Origin of the sequence: uncultured Slackia sp. (assembly GCF_944321625.1) — a bacterium.
Lineage (GTDB): Bacteria > Actinomycetota > Coriobacteriia > Coriobacteriales > Eggerthellaceae > Slackia.
Map to the genome: position 1 here is coordinate 1 of NZ_CALUMA010000058.1, position 18,749 is coordinate 18,749.

The following is an 18,749-nucleotide window of genomic DNA, read 5'->3' on the forward strand; positions in this document are numbered from 1 at the left end:
ATGCCATGATCGTCCTCCTTGTATCGTCTTGGTTGTTGTTTCTTAAGTTACAAGCGTTGCGCCGCAGGGGGCGCGGTTAATTGAATTCGATCTTGCCCTTAACGTGGGCCTTCTTCACATCATCGAGCGGCACGGCCACCCGGCCCGATTCGGCGTCGAGCAGCACCTCGCCCGATGCGGCGTCGAAGCCTGCGAGCACCGCGTTGAAGCGGCTCTGCCCGTCGATGGGATGTGCGGTCATCACATAGACGTCCTCGCCCGCGAAACGCTCGAAATGTTCGGGCGTGCGCAGCGGGCGGTCGATGCCCGGCGAACTCACCTCAAGGGTGTAGGCGCCCGGGAACGGGTCGAGCTCGTCCATGATCTCGTTCACCCACACCTGGGCCGCCGTGATGTCGTCGAACGCGATGCCGTCGGGCTTGTCCAGGTACACGCGAATGGTGGGAGCCTTGCGCGACCCCACGACCTCTATCGTCACCACCTCGATGCCCTCGGCGTTCGCACGCGGCTCGAGCGCGGCGAGAATCGATTGTTCTTTTGATGTGAGCACCTCGACCCCCTCTGTATCTGCCCGATAGGTAAACCTTTTCCCAACTTGCTCGCAGGCGCAATAGGCGCTCATACAAAAAGAAAGCGGGACGAGCCCACTTTCTCTCACATGCGAAAAAGTTGTTGCGCACCCGCCGTCGCGGATGCGGATGCATTTATACCATATCAGCAGCCCGCTCCACAAGAACGACGTGAAAAACCGCATATCGAACAGCAAGAACGGGCGCTTGACGCGGTTCAGGAGCCCTACGGCAGCACGCATTCATTGATGAAGCCTCCCCTGCCGTCGTCGACGGGGGTCATCATAAGCCTGTCGATGTGCGCGCGCCCCTGCGCGAACGCATGGGCGTCCACGGCGCGCGCGAGGCTATTGAGGTTGTACGCGGTCGCGGGAACCAGGCGCGCCTTGCCCTCGTCGCCCCGCCTCACGATGGCATCGGGCTCGACCCAGCCCGAAACCGCCGCCTCGGTGGTCAGGGCCAAAGCGTCTTGCCCCTGAGGAAGCAGCGCCGTGAAGAAGAACGTGTCGTAGCGCCTAGGACAATAGAGAGGGGTCACCCAGCGGGAAATCGGGGCGAGCAGATCGGCGCGCAGGGCGAGCCCGTGGTTCTGGATGACGTTCAGGAACGAGATCTCGTGGGCCTCGAGGCGCTTGCGCTCATCCTGCCAGGCGGAATCGGCGGGATCGAACGACACGACGGACGACTCATCGCCCGCAAGCAGCACGCTCGCCTCTTCGAACAGCTCCCGAACGGCCGTGACCACCAGGGAGCGCGCGAGCGATTCGCTTTCGATGCCCAGACGCTGAGCCCATTCCTTGGGGCTAGGACCGACCCAAGGGATATCGCGCTCGTAATCGTCCTCGCGCGCGCTGCCGCCCGGAAACACCGCTGCGCCCGGAACGAACGCCATCGTTGACGCGCGGCGAATCATGAACACCTCTTTGCCTGAGGCGACGGAAGGGGCATCGCGCACCAGCATGACCGAAGACGCGTTGCGCGGCGCGACCGCACTGCCGTCGGACGCCAAAAAGCTCCTGACCTGAGCGGCTTCTTCCTCGGAAACTGCTGCGGATACGATACCGCCCGATTCGGTTGGGATTTCGCTTAAAAGAGTCATGCCGTCCTCCGCCTCCTTTATTTAAGAGCCGCATTGCGCGATCGATAGGCTCATCCTATCGAACAAAATGCCTTGGCGACAGAATACGGGCCTTTGCTCCATAATATGCCCCACAGTTTCATGATTCTGTTGGCTTTAATACAAATACTATGTAAACATTTCGGCGCAATTTTCTAATTCTGTCCGCTTTCAATTACCAGTTTCCATGAATTGATGGGAATAATACGGAAATTCTTATTGGATTTGTGTGCATTCAGTGCGCATAATGTGCATTAGGTTTGATGCTCCCCGTTCTCTGCGATGCGAGCGGCTCATGCGCAAGGATGAGCGGACGGATCGGTGACTACGGGAAGCATCGAGGGGTTTAGGCAAAAGTTCGGCTGTAGTCTTGATAAGGAGGACTCAATGAGCGCAGCAGCTGAAAGGGCGAAGAAATACCTGTTCGCTATTGCCACCGTGTACATGTGCTACCTGACTCACGGCGTGCAGGCTATCATCTTCAGCCAGAACCAAGTTAACTTCTATACCCAGTGGGGCTTCACCGACGCCGCCGCTGGCGCCGCGGCCGTGTCCCTGGCCATCACCTGGACCGGCGTAGGCAAGTTCGTCTCCGTGTGGATTGGCGGCGAGATCTCCGACCGCATCGGTCGTAAGATTCCTGCCGTTCTCGGCGGCGTTCTGTACATCATCTCGTTCGTCATCATGCTGGTGACGGACAACGCCACCGTCGCTTGCGTCGCCGGCTTCCTGTCCGGTGTTGCAACCTCCGGCTTCTGGGACGGCGCCCTGTACCCGGCGATCGCCGAGGCGAATCCGCGTTACTCCGCCTCCACGACCATCGGCATCAAGGCCGTCATCTCCGTGTCCGGCATCATCTATCCTATCTTCGCCGCTATGAACTCTGGCGACTCCTGGCACATCAACATCTGGATCCCGATCGTGATGTCCATTATCGCCACCGTGTTCGCCATCCTGACCCCGTTCGTCTATGACGATGAGCGCAAGCAGGCTGTCGAGTCCGGCGACGGCTCCGCCGCCAAGAACGCTGCGGATGCTGAGATCCAGGCTGCTAAGGACGCCATGCTGCAGCAGCCCACCGCGATGACCAACTTCGTCACGCTGTTCTTCGGCTTTGTCATCATGTTCATCATGTACGGCGCGCAGCAGTACTCCAAGTCCTTCGGCATCAACAACCTGGGCCTCGACCCGGTCGCTGCCGCTGGCATGACCTCCATCTACACCGCCGGCTCCATCATCGCCGTGCTCTTCTGGGCTTGGATGATGGGCAAGCTGCGCTGGACCCCGATCAAGGTTATCCTGATCGACGCCATCCTCTCCGCAGCTGCGCTGGCCCTCGTTATCCTCGCACTGCCCCTGGGCCTGGGCGCGGGCGTCGTCTACGTCGCCATCGCCGTCCTCGGCTTCGGCGCTGCTGGTGGCATGCTCCAGACCGGCGTTACGCTGCGTCAGATGATGTGCCCCGGCCCGCGTGGTCGTAACGTTGGTATGTACTACACGTTCATGGGCTTCGCTTCCGTCTTCCTGCCCTTCATCGTTGGCTCCATGACTAGCGCCACTGGCGAGGCCACCGCTGTGTGGATCATGATGATCCTCCTGCTCGTCGCCTCCGTGCTCGCCATCCTGATGTCCCTGTACATCATCGGCCAGCACAAGAAGCAGTTCGGCGAGAGCGCTATGAAGCCGATGAAGGACTAGCTTCAAGCAAACACCCGCCTAAAACACCCCGCCTCATACGAGCGAAAGGCAGCCGGCCCGTCCGGCTGCCTTTCCTTTATTTTTGGCCTTTCACCTGCGGTTTTAACCTATAGAACTCTTCTATGAAACCCATCGGAAAACGCCCTGAGTACCGATTAGACGCACCCTCCTAGGCACTCCATAATACTTACATAGGGTGGTTTTCGAGATGCGGCAGCATCCGAGACGCACGCCGGGTTTCGGCGGCCCGCTTGGCGTCATGCTTCGCGGCGCTTACCCCTCCGGCGGCTTCGACTACGCTTCCACATCTTGAGATACCAGCCAGCAAATAGCTGGAAGCAAAGGAGGCCAAACAATATGCAACCGCTCAAAGGAATTAAGGTGGTCGACCTTACGACCTTCCTCGCCACTCCCACCACGGGCCGCGTGCTCGGCGAATGGGGTGCCGACGTCATCAAGGTCGAGGCCGCTAAGGGCGATCCCACCCGCGTCAACCAGGCCGTCGTCTACGGCATGCCCTCCTCCGACGAGGAGAACCTCGCATTCGACGTCGCCAACATGCACAAGCGCTGCATCAGCCTGAACCTCAAGTCCGAGAAGGGCCTCGAGGTCATGCACAAGCTGCTCGCCGACGCTGACGTGTTCATCACCAACACCCGCACCAAGTCGCTGGCCAAGATGGGCCTCGACTGGGAGAGCCTGCATGCCAAGTACCCCCGCCTGATCATGGGCCATGGTCTGGGCTACGGCAAGAAGGGCCCCGAGAAGGACGCTGCCGGCTTTGACGTGACCTGCTACATGGGCCGCGGCGGCGTGTTCGGCACCACCGTCAACAAGGGCGACGCTCCCATGATCCCCACCAACGGCTATGGCGACTTCCAGGCCTCCATGTTCCTGACCGCCGGCATCCTGGCCGCCCTCATCGGCCGCGAGCAGACCGGCCAGGGCGACTACGTGACCTGCGCTCTGCAGCACGCCGCCATCTACGCGCTGTCCGTGGGCATGATCTCCGCCCAGTACGGCAACCCCTATCCCAAGAGCCGCCTCGAGGTCAACAACCCGCTCAACAACGTGTTCCGTTCCAAGGACGACAAGTGGGTCGTTCTGTGCCTGCCCGAGTACGACCGCGATTGGCCGCGCGTCATGAAGCTCATCGGCCGCGAGGATCTGGCGGAGCATCCGGATTACTCCGTGTGCGACATCGTGAACGAGAAGGGCATTGCGCCTGAGGTCGTCAAGATCCTGGACGAGGGCTTTGCCCAGTTCACCCTGCAGGAGCTGCTCGACATGTTCCATGAGAACGACATGCCCTGCGAGCCCGCCCAGACGCCGACCGACGTCTACGAGGACCAGAACGCCATCATCAACGAGTACATCAAGGAAGTTCCTTATCCCGATGGCCCGCGCTGGTGCCCGACCGTCCCCTGCCAGTTCGAGATCAGCGAGACCGCTCCGCTGGTTCCCACCGGCAAGATGGGCTGCGACACCGAGGCCGTCATGAAGGATCTCGGCTACACCGACGAGGAGATCAAGGCCGCCGAGGAAGAGGGCGCCGTCAAGGGTGCCACCGACCTCGCCGTTCTTCAGGGCAAGGCGTAAGCCTCACGTTTCTCCCATGAAGGGGCGGGCCTACCCCGCCCCTTCTTTTATCGCGCATCCGATAGGACTAGCATGATCACTGATCTGAAAATCAATGCCGAAGCGAAAGAGCGCTACTATCGGCTCGGTTATTGGGGAACGAAAACCCTGTGCGATGTCTGGAACGAGCAATCCGCCCGGTTCTCCGACCGCGTCTATGTTAAGGACGACCTTGGCGGCGTCCTGACCTACGGCGACGTCGACCGCCTTGCATCGCGCCTGGCCACCTGGCTCAAAGTGGAGGCAGGCGTGCAGAACGGCGACGTCGTGACATTCCAAGTGCCCAAATGGGTCGAATTCTGCATCGTGTACGTCGCGTGCCTCAAGGTGGGCGCGGTCATGCACCCCGTTGCCACCAACTTCAACGCCGATGACCTCAGCTATGCGTTCGGCCTCGTGAAACCGCGCGTCTACATCTGTCCCACCGTGTACAAGACGGCGGATTACGAGGCGCAGTTCCGCGAGATCGGATGCGACGTCACGCGGGACATGGCGGTTCTTCTCCTTGACCCGCATGACGCCCCGCGCGACGATTCCGTATTCGCAACGCTCTCCGACGTGCTCGAACGTTGCGAACCGTTGCAAGAGCCCGCCCCCTCGTCTTCCGACGAAGTCGCCTGCATCCTTTCGACGTCCGGCACCACCGGTCGCCCCAAGGCGGTATTGCTCACGCATAACAATATCCTGTTCTCGGAGCGCGCCTACATCTCGGTGCTGGACATGACGCCCGACGATGTGTGTTGGATGCCTTCCCCGCTCAACCATGCGACGGGATTCTTCCATGGCCTCATCGCCACCATGCTGGTGGGAGCCTCCACCGTCTTGGAGCTGCGATTCACCGCCGAGGACGCCGTGGACCTCATCAACCGCGAAGGCTGCACCTGGTCCCACGGAGCCACGCCGTTCGTGCACGACATCATCGCCTACATGGAAAAGACGGGCAAGCGCGCCGATTCGCTGCGCTTCTACCTGTGCGGCGGCGCACCCGTGCCCAGCATCATGGTGGACAGGGCCTATGCCCTGGGATTCCTCCTGTGCGAGTCGTACGGCTCCACCGAAAGCTGCCCGCACGTCTACGTTCCGCTGGACAAGTGCCTCAGGTGGGACGGCGCCTGGTCGGGCGTAGCCTACGACGGCATCGAAGTGCGCGTCGTGGACGACAAGCGCAACCCAGTGCCTCTAGGCGAGCAGGGCGAGGAATGCTCGCGCGGACCCCATCAGTTCGTGGGATACCTGAACGACCCCGAGAACACCGCCAAGGCGCTCGACGACGACGGCTGGTTCTACAGCGGCGACCTGTGCGTCATGGACGAAGAGGGCCGCATCCGCATCACCGGCCGCAAGAAGGAGATTCTCATCCGCGGCGGCGAGAACATCTCGGTGAGCGAGGTGGACGCCAATGTGTCCGGCTGCCCCGGCATCGGCAACCATGCCACCATCGGCATGCCCGATGAGCGCCTGGGCGAGCGCATCTGCACGTTCGTGGTGCCCAAGGGCGACGCGCGCCCCACGGTGCCCGATGTCCAGGATTATCTGCGCTCGAAGGGCGTTCCCAAGCGCCTCTGGCCCGAGCGCATCGAGTTCATCGACGCCATCCCCTACACCAAGACGGGCAAGATCAGGCGTTTCGTTCTCCAGCAGGAGCTCGAGCGTCGCATGAAGGCCGAGAAAGAAAACGCGCAATAGCGCAGCGGCGTCGCAAGGCTGCACCTACCCGCGCCGCAGGTTTTGAAGAGCCACCCGAAAGGCGCCTTACCATAGAGAGGATTGACCATGACCGCCCAGGAATTCCGCATCACCCGAACCCATGCCACGTGGAAGCCGCGCGTGACCGCCGAGGATATCCCGTTCTTTGCGGCCGAGGGTTCCAACGATGTGCTGATCGGCCTCGGCGGCGAGGTCAAATCCCATACCTCCGGCTCCGGCCGCTCTCTCGTGCATGAGCTTCCCTACGCGTCCATGCACGACGACGCCGTAAGCGCTTCTCACGTGGATTTCGTCACGCTGGCCGACCTGCCCGAAGGCGTCGAGCTCAACTACCGCATCGACGGCGGGTTCAACAACAACTGCATCGTGTTCTCGTGGTCGATCGATGACCCGGAGGCCTATGCGCTCAAGTGGGTGTGCGTCAAAACCTTCACGGGCATGCAGATTAAGTACGTGACCGAAAAGAAACGTTCGCCGCTCATCTTCGCCTTCGCCGATGAGGATGCATTCGCCTACTGCGACAAGATGCCGTGCGAGGAATGCGCCTTCCGATGCAAGAGCGGCTTCTATGCCTATGCGTGCATCAGCGGCGTTGGCATCGTCAAGATTCCCATCGACCGCGTGAGCATGATCACGTTCGGCAAGTTCGACGAATAACCGCCTGGCGAACGGGCGCACGCCACGGCGCTGACCGCTGGCATATACCGCAGCAAAACCAAAGGGCCGTCATGCGACGGCCCTTTTCTTGTTACCATATTTCCCACTAGCACAAACGTGCGAATCGGCGCTTTCGCTACTCTTCCTGCTGAGTGATTTGGGGCGCATGCGGAAACGCCGCGCCGGAATCCAGACCCATCACGAACTCGATGAAGCTCTCAAGCGCCAGGTTCTTGAATTCGGCCTTCTTGTACACCATGTATACCTGGTGGAAATCGTACGGCACCTCGTTCTCGTCGATGGGGATCACCGCCACCTTGGAGAACGGCTTGAGGCCGATGGTGTTGAGCACGAGCGCGCACGTATCGTCCTTGACGGCGGAAAGCATGCCGCCCACCGTGATCTCGTCGTCGAACTCGTAGTTCGCAGGAATGTGATGCTCGGCCAGAAGCTCGGCCATCTCATCGCCCACCGGCGTGCCGCGACGATAGGTAATCACGTTGTGACCCGCCAGATCTTCAAGCTTGATCCTGTCCTTGGATGCCAGCGGATGCTCCTCGTTGACGGCCACAACCACTTCCTGCACCGATACGGGCTCGAAGCACAGCGCGGGCTCTTCCTCGAAGCCCTTCGCAGCGAACACGATGTCATAGCGATCATCCTTGAGGCCCTGAATCAGCGGGTTCGAAAAGCCTTGCATGATCTCGAAGTGCACCTCAGCGCTGTACTTCTCGTGGAACGACTCGATGAGCGAGGGCAGATAGTCACCCGTTACCGTATAGAGGGCACCCACCTTGAGCGTGCCGGAAAGCTTGCCGGTGTATTCATGCATGACTTCCACGCCGCGGTCAAGCTCGCGCAGCGCACGGCCCACATAGTCGGCGAACTCGCGGCCGTAGCGCGTAAGGCGCACGTTGCGACCCTCACGCTTGAACAGCGGCACGCCCAGCTCGCGTTCGAGCGACTTGATGGCGTCGGAGAGCGCCGGCTGACTAATATAGAGCTCCTTGGCAGCCTTGGTGTAGTGCTGGAGCTCCGCGAGTTTACGGAAGTAATAGAGCTGGGACAGATTCATGCTGGAATCACCCTGTTCTTGTATGCAAGGGCCAATACGCGCTTCTCGATCAGGCATGCTTCCATAAGCGGGGGTTATGCATTCAACCAATCAATAAGCCGTGCCTATTATACGAGAAATCACTTCCACGCCTACGCGTTTGCTCATTATTTTCAAAAAGATTGACGTGCGTATGCATTCTGATGGTCTGTGGACTACGGGGGTGTGCAATCGACCGCCACCTCCCCCGCCTCAATCCTCTGAAACGTGGCCCAAACACGCATTTCTTTACACATATTTCTCATTGTGTCCGGTAAAAATCATAATCATTAGTTTTATCTATGATTAATAAGGAAATCTTGTAGTGTTACTGAATTGTATTTCCCACAAAAAGCTCGGATAATGTGAATCAGCAAGAGCAAGGAAGCTCAAGCAAGGATCCATTGGACAAAGGAGGTTTGAATGAATCCTAACGCTAAGATCACCGACGAGCAGTTTGAGGCGTACCTCAAGCAGATTCGCGAGCTGGTGGAGGGTCCCTTCGACGAGATGCAGAAGGAGATCGAGGTCACGAACACCTTCCCCGAGGAGTTCTACGAGCTCGCCAAGAAGAACGACCTGTATCGTTTCTACCTGCCCTCTGAGTACGGCGGATGGGACCTCAACGAGCTCGAGATCCTGCGCGTCCAGGAAGAGTTCTCCCGTGGCCCTGGCGGAATGCGCATGCACCTGCATCATGCCGCTGACATGAACTGGCGTATCCTTGACGACTACGGCAAGCCGGAGCTCAAGGCCAAGTACATGGACAAGTTCCAGGACAAGACCATCTACTGCAACTTCGCCATCACCGAACAGAACGGCGGCACCGGTGCTGACCTGCACACCACCGCTCTGAAGGACGAGAACGGCAACTACGTCCTCAACGGCGAAAAGTGGCTGATCTCCCACACCGACTGCTCTGACTTCACCTACGTCATCGCTGTGACCGACCCCGAGAAGTCCGGCAACGAGCGTCTGTCCGCCTTCTTCGTGCCCAACGATGCTCCTGGCTTCGAGATCGTTCCCATGCCCCACATGATGGGCTGCCGTGGCGCTGGCCATGCTGGTCTGAAGTTCACCAACCTGGTGCTGTCCCCCGAGTACCTGCTCGGCGAAGAGGGCCAGGGCATGGAGATCGCCATCCACTCCCTGTCTGTCTCCCGCGTGCACATCGCTATGTCCAACCTGGGTATGGCTCAGCGCATGCTCGAGATCTCCATCAAGCGCGCTCAGGATCGCGTGACCTTCGGTAAGCCGATCGCCAAGCGCCAGATGATCAAGGCCAAGATCGCCGACATGGACATGATGATTCATGTGCTCCGTTGCGCCATCTACGACTTCGCTCGTGACTTCGACATCGATCCTCACAACGAGTACGTCACCGAGAAGGCCGCTATCTGCAAGCTCTTCTCCATCAACACCGTCAAGCTCGTCTCCGACGAGATGCTGGAGATCTTTGGTGGCGACGGCTACTTCGAGGATTCCCCCTATGGCCCGACCGAGCGTCTGTACCGCGACTGCCGTGCTATGTGGCTGGAAGAGGGCGCTCCCTGCGTCCAGCGCATCACCATCGCCCGCGAGTGCGAGAAGCATGCCGGCCGCATCAAGTACAACTTCTAAGTCGTTGCTTGAATCGGCTGTGCGTTGCGCAGCTTGAATTAAGGCGGCATGCCCCTGGCGTGCCGCCTTTTTCTTTTGCCTCGCGCGGATATGAAAGAAAGGGTCGCTATGCAGCCACTATCAATCAGAAATGTTTCCATCGGCGAGGGCACGCCCGAGGTCATCGTGTCGCTCATGGGCAAGAGCGCCTCCGAAGCCATTGCCCAGGGCCTCGCCACCCTTGAAGCCGGCGCTGACTGTCTCGAATGGCGCGCGGATTTCTGCGAGAACGTGCACGATGCCCGCTCCATGGCGCTCGATGCGGCGGCGCTGCGTTCCGCGTTCGGTGACGCGCTGCTTCTGTTCACGTTCCGCTCGACGCCCCAGGGCGGCCAGATGGAGCTTCCTGTGCCCGAATACGTCGAGCTCACCGATGCCATGATCCGTACCGGAGCCTTCGACATCGTAGACGTGGAATCGTGGATCGGCGACGAGCAGGTGCGCGTGCTTTCCGATGCCGCCCATGAATGCGGCGTGGCCGTTATCGTCTCGCATCATGATTTCGAGAAAACGCCTTCCGTTGAGTGGATGGTCTCTGAGATGCGCCGCTTCCAGGAGCTGGGAGCCGATATCCCCAAGATTGCCGTGATGGCGCACGACGCATCCGACACGCTGCGCCTGCTGCAGGCTACCGAGGAAATGCACCGACTCTACGCGAACGGCCCGCTCATCACCATGGCCATGGGGCGCTACGGCGCGCTCTCGCGCCTTTGCGGCGAGGTTTTCGGCTCCGCGATGACGTTCTGCGCCGTGAAGGAGGCATCTGCTCCTGGCCAGGTGGACATCGCTCTTGCACGCACGCTCATGGAGGGCATCCACACCATCCACGCCCGCTAAGAGCCAAACGAAACGCATATCAACATGCGAGTTCCTTCGTCCCAAATAGTCTATTTTATGGGGCGAAATGTTCGCGCAAACCGAGTACTATGGCGGAAGGACGAAAAGAGCCACAACGGCCGTCCAACCCGTGTATCAGGAGGTATAACCCATGGGTGAAAAAGAACGCATCTCCGGCCACACTCATCTCATTTCGCTGATCGGCAGCCCGGTTGCCCATTCAGGCTCCCCTGCCACCCACAACCTCTCGTTCGAAAAGCTTGGCATCGACTCGGCCTACCTCGTATTCGATGTCAAGGAGGACGGCGTTGAGACCGCCCTCGCCGCTATGCGCGCGCTCGAAGGCTGGGACGGCTCCAATGTCACCATGCCCTGCAAGCGCGCCGTCATTCCCTATCTTGACGAGCTCGACCCGGCCGCCGAGCTCATGGGCGCCGTAAACGTCATCGAGAAGAAAGATGGCAAGCTCAAGGGCTACAACACCGATGGCGTGGGCTTCATGACCAACCTGCGCAAGCACGGCGTGACTGATAAGGGCGCAACCATGACGCTCGTAGGCATCGGCGGCGCCGGTTCGGCCGTGCTCACCCAGGCAGCGCTCGACGGCGTGAAGACCATCCACGCATTCGCACGCGCCAACTTCGACGGCACCTATGAGCGCGTCGCCGAAGGCCTCGTGCCTGCCGTGAACGCCAAGACCGAGTGCGACGTTCAGCTGCACGACCTCGCCGACATGGAGCTGCTCAAGAAGTGCATCGAGGAATCCGACATCCTGGTGAACGCCACCAACGTAGGCATGGGCGAAGGCTGCGAGGATTCGCTGATTCCCGTCGATTACCTGCGCCCTGACCTTGCCGTGGCCGACGTCATCTACTTCCCGCGCGAGACGCGCCTGATTCGTGACGCCAAGGCTCTGGGCTGCGTCACCGTGCCTGGCATCGGCATGATGCTCGAGCAGGCGGCCGCCGGCGAGAAGATCTGGTATGACGCCGAGATGCCCACCGACGAAATCGCCGAGGCGCTGTTCTCTGAATAGCCTTTAGTCAACGACTACCCCGTTGGAAAGCGAGACGATGCATCGTCTCGCTTTTTTCGTTCTGGGACCTTCCCCTCGAGGAAAGACAATAATCCCTACAGAGGCAGTCGAACCATTGCCATACATGCCAAGATTGAAGCTTCCGATCAATCACCCGAAAGATTCCCGCTAAAGGCAAATAACTCGAGTATGTAATCCATTTCATCGCGAATTCGCCACGTGCTGTCAATTTCAGCGAGTATGTAATCCATCTCGTGGTTTTATTCCGCAAAGAACAGCGGGAAAAGAATATGTATATCTTTACTCACCAGGGGAAATGTCATCACGACGATTGTTTTTCAAATTCTTCCGTAATTCTCCCCTGTTTCGTGGATGACATAAGACGAAAATCGGATTACATACTCAAGAAAACTGTCAGCGTCTCAAATTTGGAGGCGAATCCGGATTACATACTCCGCATAATTGCCATCCACATGAAACGGGCTCGGAACCGAAACGGTCCCGAGCCCAAAAAGTGCATACGGCTATTCCGAAGGCCCTTACTTTTTCGCCTCTTCCTCGGCGAGATGCTCATGGCTTTGCGCCCTGGCAGCTTCCATGTGCTCTTTCAGAGCCTTGAGCTGGCGCTCAGTCTCTTCGTCCTCAATGCGCTGCTCTTCCTTGTTACCCGCATAGTCGGAACGAATCTTGTTGTTGTCGCACAGAAGCAGGTACAGCGCGATGCCAGCAATCAGGCCAACGCCGCCGCCACGTGCCAGGATGAAGCCCGCGAGCATACCGGCAACGCCTTGGTCGAGCTTGTCTTTGGCCAGATCGAAGCAGATCTGCGCGCAGACGAAGCCCTGGATGCAAAGCACCACGACGAGCATGGCGGCCGATGCGGCTGCCGCAGCCTCGTAGATGGGATAGATGAACAGGCCCACAACCGTGAAAATGATGTTGGTGCCGCTTCCGTCGTAGATGGAATCCATGCCCTGGCGACCGTCCTGCTTGTAGCGCTGGTAGGTGGCCACGCAGTACGGGGCGGAAAGCGGGCCGGCGAGCGCCGGATACGGCGCGAAGAACGCAAGCAGCAGGTTACGAATGCCGCAGATGACGTTGGTACGGTTGGAGTCGAACTCGATGTACTCGTCGTCGCGCTGCGCCTGCAGGCCAAGCTGCTGCACGGTCACGAAGTCACCGTAGGCGATGACCCACGCGATCAGCGCGATGGGGATGGCGGAAATCCAGATATCAAGACTCGCGAAACCGATGCTGAACGGCGAAACGGCCATGAACAGCGCACCGAAATCGGGGACCTTGATGATCTCGCCGGAGAAGTTGTAGTGGAACTCGCCGGTGACGCCGCCCACGATGAACATCGCGAGCACGGCCCACAGGAAGCTGTAGTTGCCCAGAATCTGCAGCAGGCGGTTGGTTTCCATATGCTTGCGCACGCGCTTGCTGAACATGAGCACGAACACCACAGCCAGACCGGCCAGGCAGCCCCAGGTGACGGTGTCCATTGCGCCGCCTTCGACCAGACGGGCGTACACGGCATTCACGCCAGCGCCCAGCACGATGCCGGCTTTGATGGCCGGTGGCACAAGCGTGTTAAGCTTCTTTGATAGACCTGTTAATCCTAAGAATATGAATAGAAGCGCTAATTCTAATTGCACCGCCGTTAACGCTTGTATGCGCACCACACCGGGGTCGAACCCTTCGAGATACAGGATGACGATGGCCATGGCGGGCGTAATCCAACCGCAGATGGAGGGCTCACCGAACAGCCAGTTGCAGGTATAGAGAGCAGTTTCCAAAACGACAAGTGCCCACGCCACCTCGGGCTCGAGTCCAAGCGTCGTGGTCAGAACCGCGAGCGCGCCGTAAGAGGTGCAGGCATTCATCAGACCGGTCGCGATCTCGGGCGGCGAGATCTTGAAGTGGATGAAGGGTAGGCGAATACGGAATAGGCCTGCCTTGATACATGGCTGAATGCCGCCGTACGAACGTTTCATTAACGCCATCTGGTCCTCCCGTCGATCTTATTGGGAACCCCGACACTTCAAAGCGCTCTTGAACTCTTTATACAACGCCCGTGATCGAAGCCACGTATACTCGTTCACTATATCAACATATATCGGACAATCATAAGGACAAAACTCCGATTTAATCCGGTTTATTCATCCATAATTTCTATAGTTTAACCTCTCGCCGCTCAAACGATGCCGCCCCACTACCCAATTCCCCTAGATTAGCGACGTGGTTTTGGAAATGGTCGGACGAATCGTGCATTTTGTCCATACACCGTATTTGTCGCGTTGTCGATAATGGCGGAGAAGTCACAATTGATGCAGAATGCGAGGGCTTTTATGGAAACGTTGGCAATCATCAATGGGCCAAATAACAATTTCTATGGCATTCGCAACAAGGAGCAGTACGGCTCCCAAACCTACGATGATCTCATCGAGGAGCTCAAGGCCTACGGCGCCACGCTCGGCTTTGCCGTGGAAGCCTTCCAATCCAACAGCGAGGGAGCAATCATCGATCACCTGCAGAGCCTCTATCTCAGGGCGAGAGATGCCGGCACGTCCATCCCCCTCGTGATCAACCCAGGCGCCTACACTCACTATAGCTATGCAATCATGGACGCGCTCGAATCGGTGCACGAGCTGGTGCCTGCCATCGAGTGCCACATGAGCAACATCCACAAACGCGAAGAGTTCCGCCACACTTCCGTCACGTCGCGCGAATGCATCGGGCAGGTGGCCGGCTTCGGCAAAGACAGCTACAAGATTGCCATGCAGGCCCACCGGCTTCGCATCGACAGCGAACGCGAAGCGTAGACGACTCTCTCCCGCCCCGCTCGTAGCCGTTCAGCATCCGGCTCCTTGCGCCCCGGCCTACGCCTGCTTTTCCTGCGCATCGAAAGGATCACCCATGGATAAATCGATCTGCATAGAGAAGATATTCACCGAGGTTGATTTTTACGACCGCTTTGCCGAGGTGGCCAAAGAGGGCTTTTCGCATGTCGAATTCTGGAGCTGGAGCACGAAGGACCTCGGCCGCGTGACGGCCGAGCTGCGAGCGCATAACCTCTCCGTGGCGAGCATCTCGGGCGACCAGGACTATTCGCTCGTTTGCGCCGACGAGCGTGAAGGGTATCTTGACTACCTTCGTCGCTCTATCGAAGCGGCAAAGGCTCTGAGCTGCCCCACGCTCGTAGTTCATTCGGACGCCATCGGTCCCGATGGCAAGATATCCGCCTCCGCAAGCCACCTTTCCGACGAGGAGAAGTTCGCGGCAGCAGTCGAAACGCTGCGCTTGGGCGCTAAAATGGCGCGCGAGGCCGGTTGCACCCTTGTGCTCGAGGCGCTCAACACCAACACTCAACCCGGGTGCTACCTGCATGACAGCCAAACCGCGCGCCGCATCATCGACCAGGTGGATTCTCCCCATGTACGCCTGCTTTACGACATCTGGCACATGGAACAGATGGAGAGTAATATCCCCGCCACGGTGCGCGCGCTCGGAAGCCGCATCGGATACATCCACATCGCCGACTCCTGCGGGCGCCACGAGCCGGGCACCGGCAACATCGATTTCGCAAGCTTCAAGCAGGCACTCAGCGATATCGGATACAACGGAACCCTCGGGTTCGAGCTTACGCCCGCAAGCGATTCACGGAACGCCTGCGGAACGATCCGCGCGTTCTAGCGCACTACCCCCCCCCGAGGCAGAAGGAGGCAAGACGCCGTGCAGCACCAGAAAGACGTAGCGCACCTGTTCAAACGCGTGAAAAGCGGCCATGTGAAGGCCACCAAGCACTTTTACGCATCTGACACGTGTATCGGGTGCGGCATCTGCGCGCGCCTCTGTCCCGCCAACGCCATCGAGATGTTGGACGGCCGACCCGCCTGGGTGAAAGACCGCTGCTACGCCTGTCTGGGATGCTTGCGCGGCTGCCCCGTGGAGGCCATCACCTACGGCATGCACGAAGCGGATTAAGAACAATCGCGCGGATTCCCATCGCTTCGACCGGACGGCATCAGAAAGACGCAAAAACGGAAAAGGCACCCAGATGGGTGCCTTTTCCGTTGATAAGGAGCAACGAAATGGAAGTTACTTGCCCTGCCACACAGGCTGGCGCTTCTCGACGAAGGCAGCGGGGCCCTCGATGCCGTCGGCGGTCTTCTCGAGGAAGCGATAGGCGGCGTCGGAGTAGCGCATGGCGTCCTCTTCGGACATCTGGTCGGCAGCATGCACGATGTACTTGGTCCACTTGAGGGCCAGAGGAGCGTTCTTCAGGCACTGCTCGGCCAGCTCGATGGCCTTGTCCATGACCTCTTCAGCGGGCACGACGTAGTTGATCAGGCCGAGTTCCTTGGCCTCGGGAGCCTTGATCTTCTTGCCGGTGAGCAGGAGCTCCATGCAGTCCTTGCGGTTGATGTCGCGAGCGAGACGCACCAGGCCGCCGGTGGAGGCGATGATGCCCAGGCCAACCTCGGTGCAACCGAACTTGGCGTTCTCAGCGGCAACCACCATGTCGCAGGACACAGCGATCTCCATGCCGCCGCCAGCAGCGGAGCCGTTGCACGCAGCGATGACAGGCTTGGAGCACAGACGAGCGGTCAGGCCGCCGAAGCCGTGCTCGGTCACGGTCTGGCACTCGCCGCCCTCGGAGAGCTCGGAGAGATCCTCGCCAGCGCAGAAGACCTTGCCGGTGCCGGTCACGATGATCGCGCGGACGTTCTTGTCGGTCTCGGCATGGTTCATGATGTTTTCCATAGCCGCGGAAGTGACACCATTGAGAGCGTTAGCGACCTCGGGACGGTTGATGCGGATGATCAGCAGACCATCCTCGCGAAGGTCGGACACGACGGTGTCGGTGCCAAAGTAATCTGCCATTGTTCCTCCTTGTTCATTTGAACGTACGGCTTGGGTTCGTGGCGGCCATCCTGCGCCGTCCGAACCACGCCGCCTACGATAGGAAAACGCAGGTCGAATTCATATCACTCGAAATTGAGTATTCCCGAAATACTCGAAAATGGGCGGCTCGGCGGGAAATGGTGAGGGCATCGCAGGCACCCTCGCGTCATGGAGCGAAAGTGCAGATGGCAACAATGCGATGCCGCGCGAGGCGATAGATCAAGGATTCGAGCACCCTGAAAAAGCGACGCTCATCAGCGCCAACACTCATCCCTCTTTCAACGAAAACCCCACGGGTTTACGATATTGACGGCGCTATAATACGAACAGCAAGAATATTGACTTTCTTGATGCGCCAGACTGCATCATCAAGAGCAACACAATGACTGAGACGTGTGAAAAAGCAGTCCTTAGGTGCCCCATCGTGGCACGTTTCGAGTCTTCGGTGCCTGCGAGAGAGGAAAGGGGAGACCGATGAATCATTTCCTGACGGCGGAGCATTACGCGCTCATCGACGAGGTGCGTGCGTTCGCGAACAATCATTTCGACTTCTTGTCGGTCGCCCAGTGGGTGCGCGACGGTGGTATTCCCGATGAGGTGGTGAAGGCGTTCGTCCAGCTTGATTTCAACGGCTTCGGCGTCATCCACCGCCGTGATCATATGCATTACGACATGCTCGCCCAGGTGCTCGTGCTCGAAGAGCTCGCACGCGTCGCCGGCGCCACCCTGCCCTTCCATATCGATTTCCTGCACCTGCAGATCCTCGAGCGCTTCGCAGGTCCGCAGCGCGTGGATGCCATTCGCTCGCAGTACCAAGACACGGGGCGCCTCTCGTTCGCGCTCGCCGTGTCGGAGCCCGGCGGCGGGTCCGACACGGCCGGCATGCAGACGCGCGTGCGCACCGAGGACGGCCGCCTCATCATGCGGGGCCAAAAGATGTTCGTGAACAACGGCGAGTTCGCTCCCTTCCTGCTCATCGCTGCGCTCGACGGCGACGTGCGCAGCGACAGCGGCAAACCCGCGTTCTCGTTCTGGATGCTTCCGCGCGATCTGCCCGGCATCTCGGTATACCCCGAGGCCAAAATCGGCCAGCGGATGCTCCCCTTCGCCAACATCGTGCTCGATGACGTGGAGGTAAAGGAGGAATACCGCCTGGGCGATATCGAGTTCGGGTTCGGACGCCTCTACCAGCTGCTCGAGATTGGCCGCGTGTTCGTGTGCGCCACCGCGCTCGGCGAAGCGCAGGCCGCCATGGAGGACGCCGTGCTGTGGGCGCGTTCGCGCGAGGCCTTCGGCGAGCGGGTGTCCGATTTCCAGCAGATCCAGCAGATGCTCACCGACATGGAGGTGCGCCTGACCAATATGCGCAATCTGGTGTACCAGGCCGCCTGGGAATACGACAACAACTCTCATGACCGCCTGACCGTCGCCCTCATGAAGCGCTACGTACCCTCCGCCGCCACGCAGGTGGCGAGCGATTCCATGCAGATCATGGGCGGCCGCGGATACACTCGCGAGAAGCGCGTCGCCGCCATCTGGCAGGATTGCCGCGGCTTCCAAATCGCAGAAGGCACCGACCAGGTCATGGTGCGCATCGCCTCGCCGCTGATCATGCGCAAGTACACCGATACCAACGCATAGGTCTCGGATTAGTTCCTCGTATGACATGCGAAAACGTCCGTCGCAATGGCGGACGTTTTCGCATTCAAGGCACTCGTCGATAAGCCCGACGGTTCAATACTCGCTTATTGCATCCTAGAGCGCGCGGTGGCGGTATACCTTGGTGTTGTCGTCGAACGTGCGCTCAAGCCGTCCCTGCGCCATGAGGTG

General features: G+C 59.4%; 17 protein-coding genes. 12 read left to right on the forward strand and 5 right to left on the reverse strand.

All coding sequences use genetic code 11. The features are described 5' to 3' along the window. Positions 1-76: 76 nt before the first annotated feature. A complete protein-coding gene (rimP, locus tag Q0J60_RS05500; protein ID WP_294439309.1) occupies positions 77-550 on the reverse strand; it encodes a ribosome maturation factor RimP in 474 nt (157 codons plus the stop codon). Between the two features lie 245 nt (positions 551-795). After that, positions 796-1,668, reverse strand: coding sequence for an NUDIX hydrolase (locus Q0J60_RS05505; RefSeq protein ID WP_294439312.1), 873 nt, complete (start codon positions 1,666-1,668; stop codon positions 796-798). A gap of 405 nt (positions 1,669-2,073) precedes the next feature. Here Q0J60_RS05505 and Q0J60_RS05510 point away from each other — a divergent pair, with 405 nt between their 5' ends. From Q0J60_RS05510 to Q0J60_RS05525, 4 genes are all read left to right on the forward strand, one after another. Then, positions 2,074-3,384: an MFS transporter gene (locus Q0J60_RS05510; protein ID WP_294439313.1), complete on the forward strand. Its 1,311-nt coding sequence runs from the start codon at positions 2,074-2,076 to the stop codon at positions 3,382-3,384. 357 nt (positions 3,385-3,741) lie between these two features. Further along, positions 3,742-4,983 (forward strand): CaiB/BaiF CoA-transferase family protein, encoded by a 1,242-nt coding sequence (locus Q0J60_RS05515; protein WP_294439315.1) that lies wholly within the window; start codon positions 3,742-3,744, stop codon positions 4,981-4,983. 72 nt (positions 4,984-5,055) lie between these two features. Beyond that, positions 5,056-6,708, forward strand: a complete 1,653-nt coding sequence (gene fadK, locus Q0J60_RS05520) for a medium-chain fatty-acid--CoA ligase (protein ID WP_294439317.1) — start codon at positions 5,056-5,058, stop codon at positions 6,706-6,708. A gap of 87 nt (positions 6,709-6,795) precedes the next feature. Beyond that, positions 6,796-7,386 (forward strand): hypothetical protein, encoded by a 591-nt coding sequence (locus Q0J60_RS05525; RefSeq protein ID WP_294439319.1) that lies wholly within the window; start codon positions 6,796-6,798, stop codon positions 7,384-7,386. A 136-nt stretch (positions 7,387-7,522) separates the two neighbouring features. Here the strand turns inward: Q0J60_RS05525 and Q0J60_RS05530 are convergent, their stop codons facing one another. After that, on the reverse strand, positions 7,523-8,461 hold the full coding sequence (locus tag Q0J60_RS05530; protein WP_294439321.1) for a LysR family transcriptional regulator: 939 nt from the start codon (positions 8,459-8,461) through the stop codon (positions 7,523-7,525). 441 nt (positions 8,462-8,902) lie between these two features. Between Q0J60_RS05530 and Q0J60_RS05535 the strand changes: the two genes are divergently transcribed. From Q0J60_RS05535 to Q0J60_RS05545, 3 genes are all read left to right on the forward strand, one after another. Beyond that, positions 8,903-10,099: an acyl-CoA dehydrogenase family protein gene (locus Q0J60_RS05535; protein ID WP_294439323.1), complete on the forward strand. Its 1,197-nt coding sequence runs from the start codon at positions 8,903-8,905 to the stop codon at positions 10,097-10,099. Between the two features lie 108 nt (positions 10,100-10,207). After that, positions 10,208-10,975: a type I 3-dehydroquinate dehydratase gene (gene aroD, locus Q0J60_RS05540; RefSeq protein WP_294439324.1), complete on the forward strand. Its 768-nt coding sequence runs from the start codon at positions 10,208-10,210 to the stop codon at positions 10,973-10,975. 151 nt (positions 10,976-11,126) lie between these two features. Further along, complete coding sequence (locus Q0J60_RS05545) at positions 11,127-12,011, forward strand: shikimate dehydrogenase (protein WP_294439326.1); 885 nt, start codon at positions 11,127-11,129, stop codon at positions 12,009-12,011. Positions 12,012-12,550: 539 nt separating this feature from the next. On the opposite strand, the gene Q0J60_RS05550 is transcribed toward Q0J60_RS05545, so the two are convergent. Then, complete coding sequence (locus Q0J60_RS05550; protein WP_294439327.1) at positions 12,551-14,008, reverse strand: solute carrier family 23 protein; 1,458 nt, start codon at positions 14,006-14,008, stop codon at positions 12,551-12,553. A gap of 354 nt (positions 14,009-14,362) precedes the next feature. Between Q0J60_RS05550 and Q0J60_RS05555 the strand changes: the two genes are divergently transcribed. The 3 genes from Q0J60_RS05555 (at position 14,363) to Q0J60_RS05565 (ending at position 15,998) form a co-directional block, all read left to right on the forward strand. Continuing rightward, positions 14,363-14,836: a type II 3-dehydroquinate dehydratase gene (locus Q0J60_RS05555; protein ID WP_294439329.1), complete on the forward strand. Its 474-nt coding sequence runs from the start codon at positions 14,363-14,365 to the stop codon at positions 14,834-14,836. Between the two features lie 94 nt (positions 14,837-14,930). Continuing rightward, positions 14,931-15,707, forward strand: a complete 777-nt coding sequence (locus Q0J60_RS05560) for a TIM barrel protein (RefSeq protein ID WP_294439330.1) — start codon at positions 14,931-14,933, stop codon at positions 15,705-15,707. A 39-nt stretch (positions 15,708-15,746) separates the two neighbouring features. Continuing rightward, positions 15,747-15,998, forward strand: coding sequence for an EFR1 family ferrodoxin (locus tag Q0J60_RS05565; RefSeq protein ID WP_294439331.1), 252 nt, complete (start codon positions 15,747-15,749; stop codon positions 15,996-15,998). A 114-nt stretch (positions 15,999-16,112) separates the two neighbouring features. Here the strand turns inward: Q0J60_RS05565 and Q0J60_RS05570 are convergent, their stop codons facing one another. Beyond that, the gene (locus tag Q0J60_RS05570) at positions 16,113-16,898 is read right to left on the reverse strand and encodes an enoyl-CoA hydratase/isomerase family protein (protein ID WP_123209088.1); all 786 of its coding nucleotides are present in this window, start codon (positions 16,896-16,898) and stop codon (positions 16,113-16,115) included. A 139-nt stretch (positions 16,899-17,037) separates the two neighbouring features. On the opposite strand from Q0J60_RS05570, the gene Q0J60_RS05575 reads away from it, so the two are divergent. Both Q0J60_RS05575 and Q0J60_RS05580 read left to right on the forward strand, forming a co-directional pair. Further along, entirely contained in the window at positions 17,038-17,229 is a 192-nt protein-coding gene (locus Q0J60_RS05575; RefSeq protein WP_294439336.1) for a hypothetical protein, read from the forward strand. 164 nt (positions 17,230-17,393) lie between these two features. Further along, positions 17,394-18,560, forward strand: a complete 1,167-nt coding sequence (locus Q0J60_RS05580) for an acyl-CoA dehydrogenase family protein (RefSeq protein ID WP_294439338.1) — start codon at positions 17,394-17,396, stop codon at positions 18,558-18,560. Positions 18,561-18,749 lie beyond the last annotated feature (189 nt).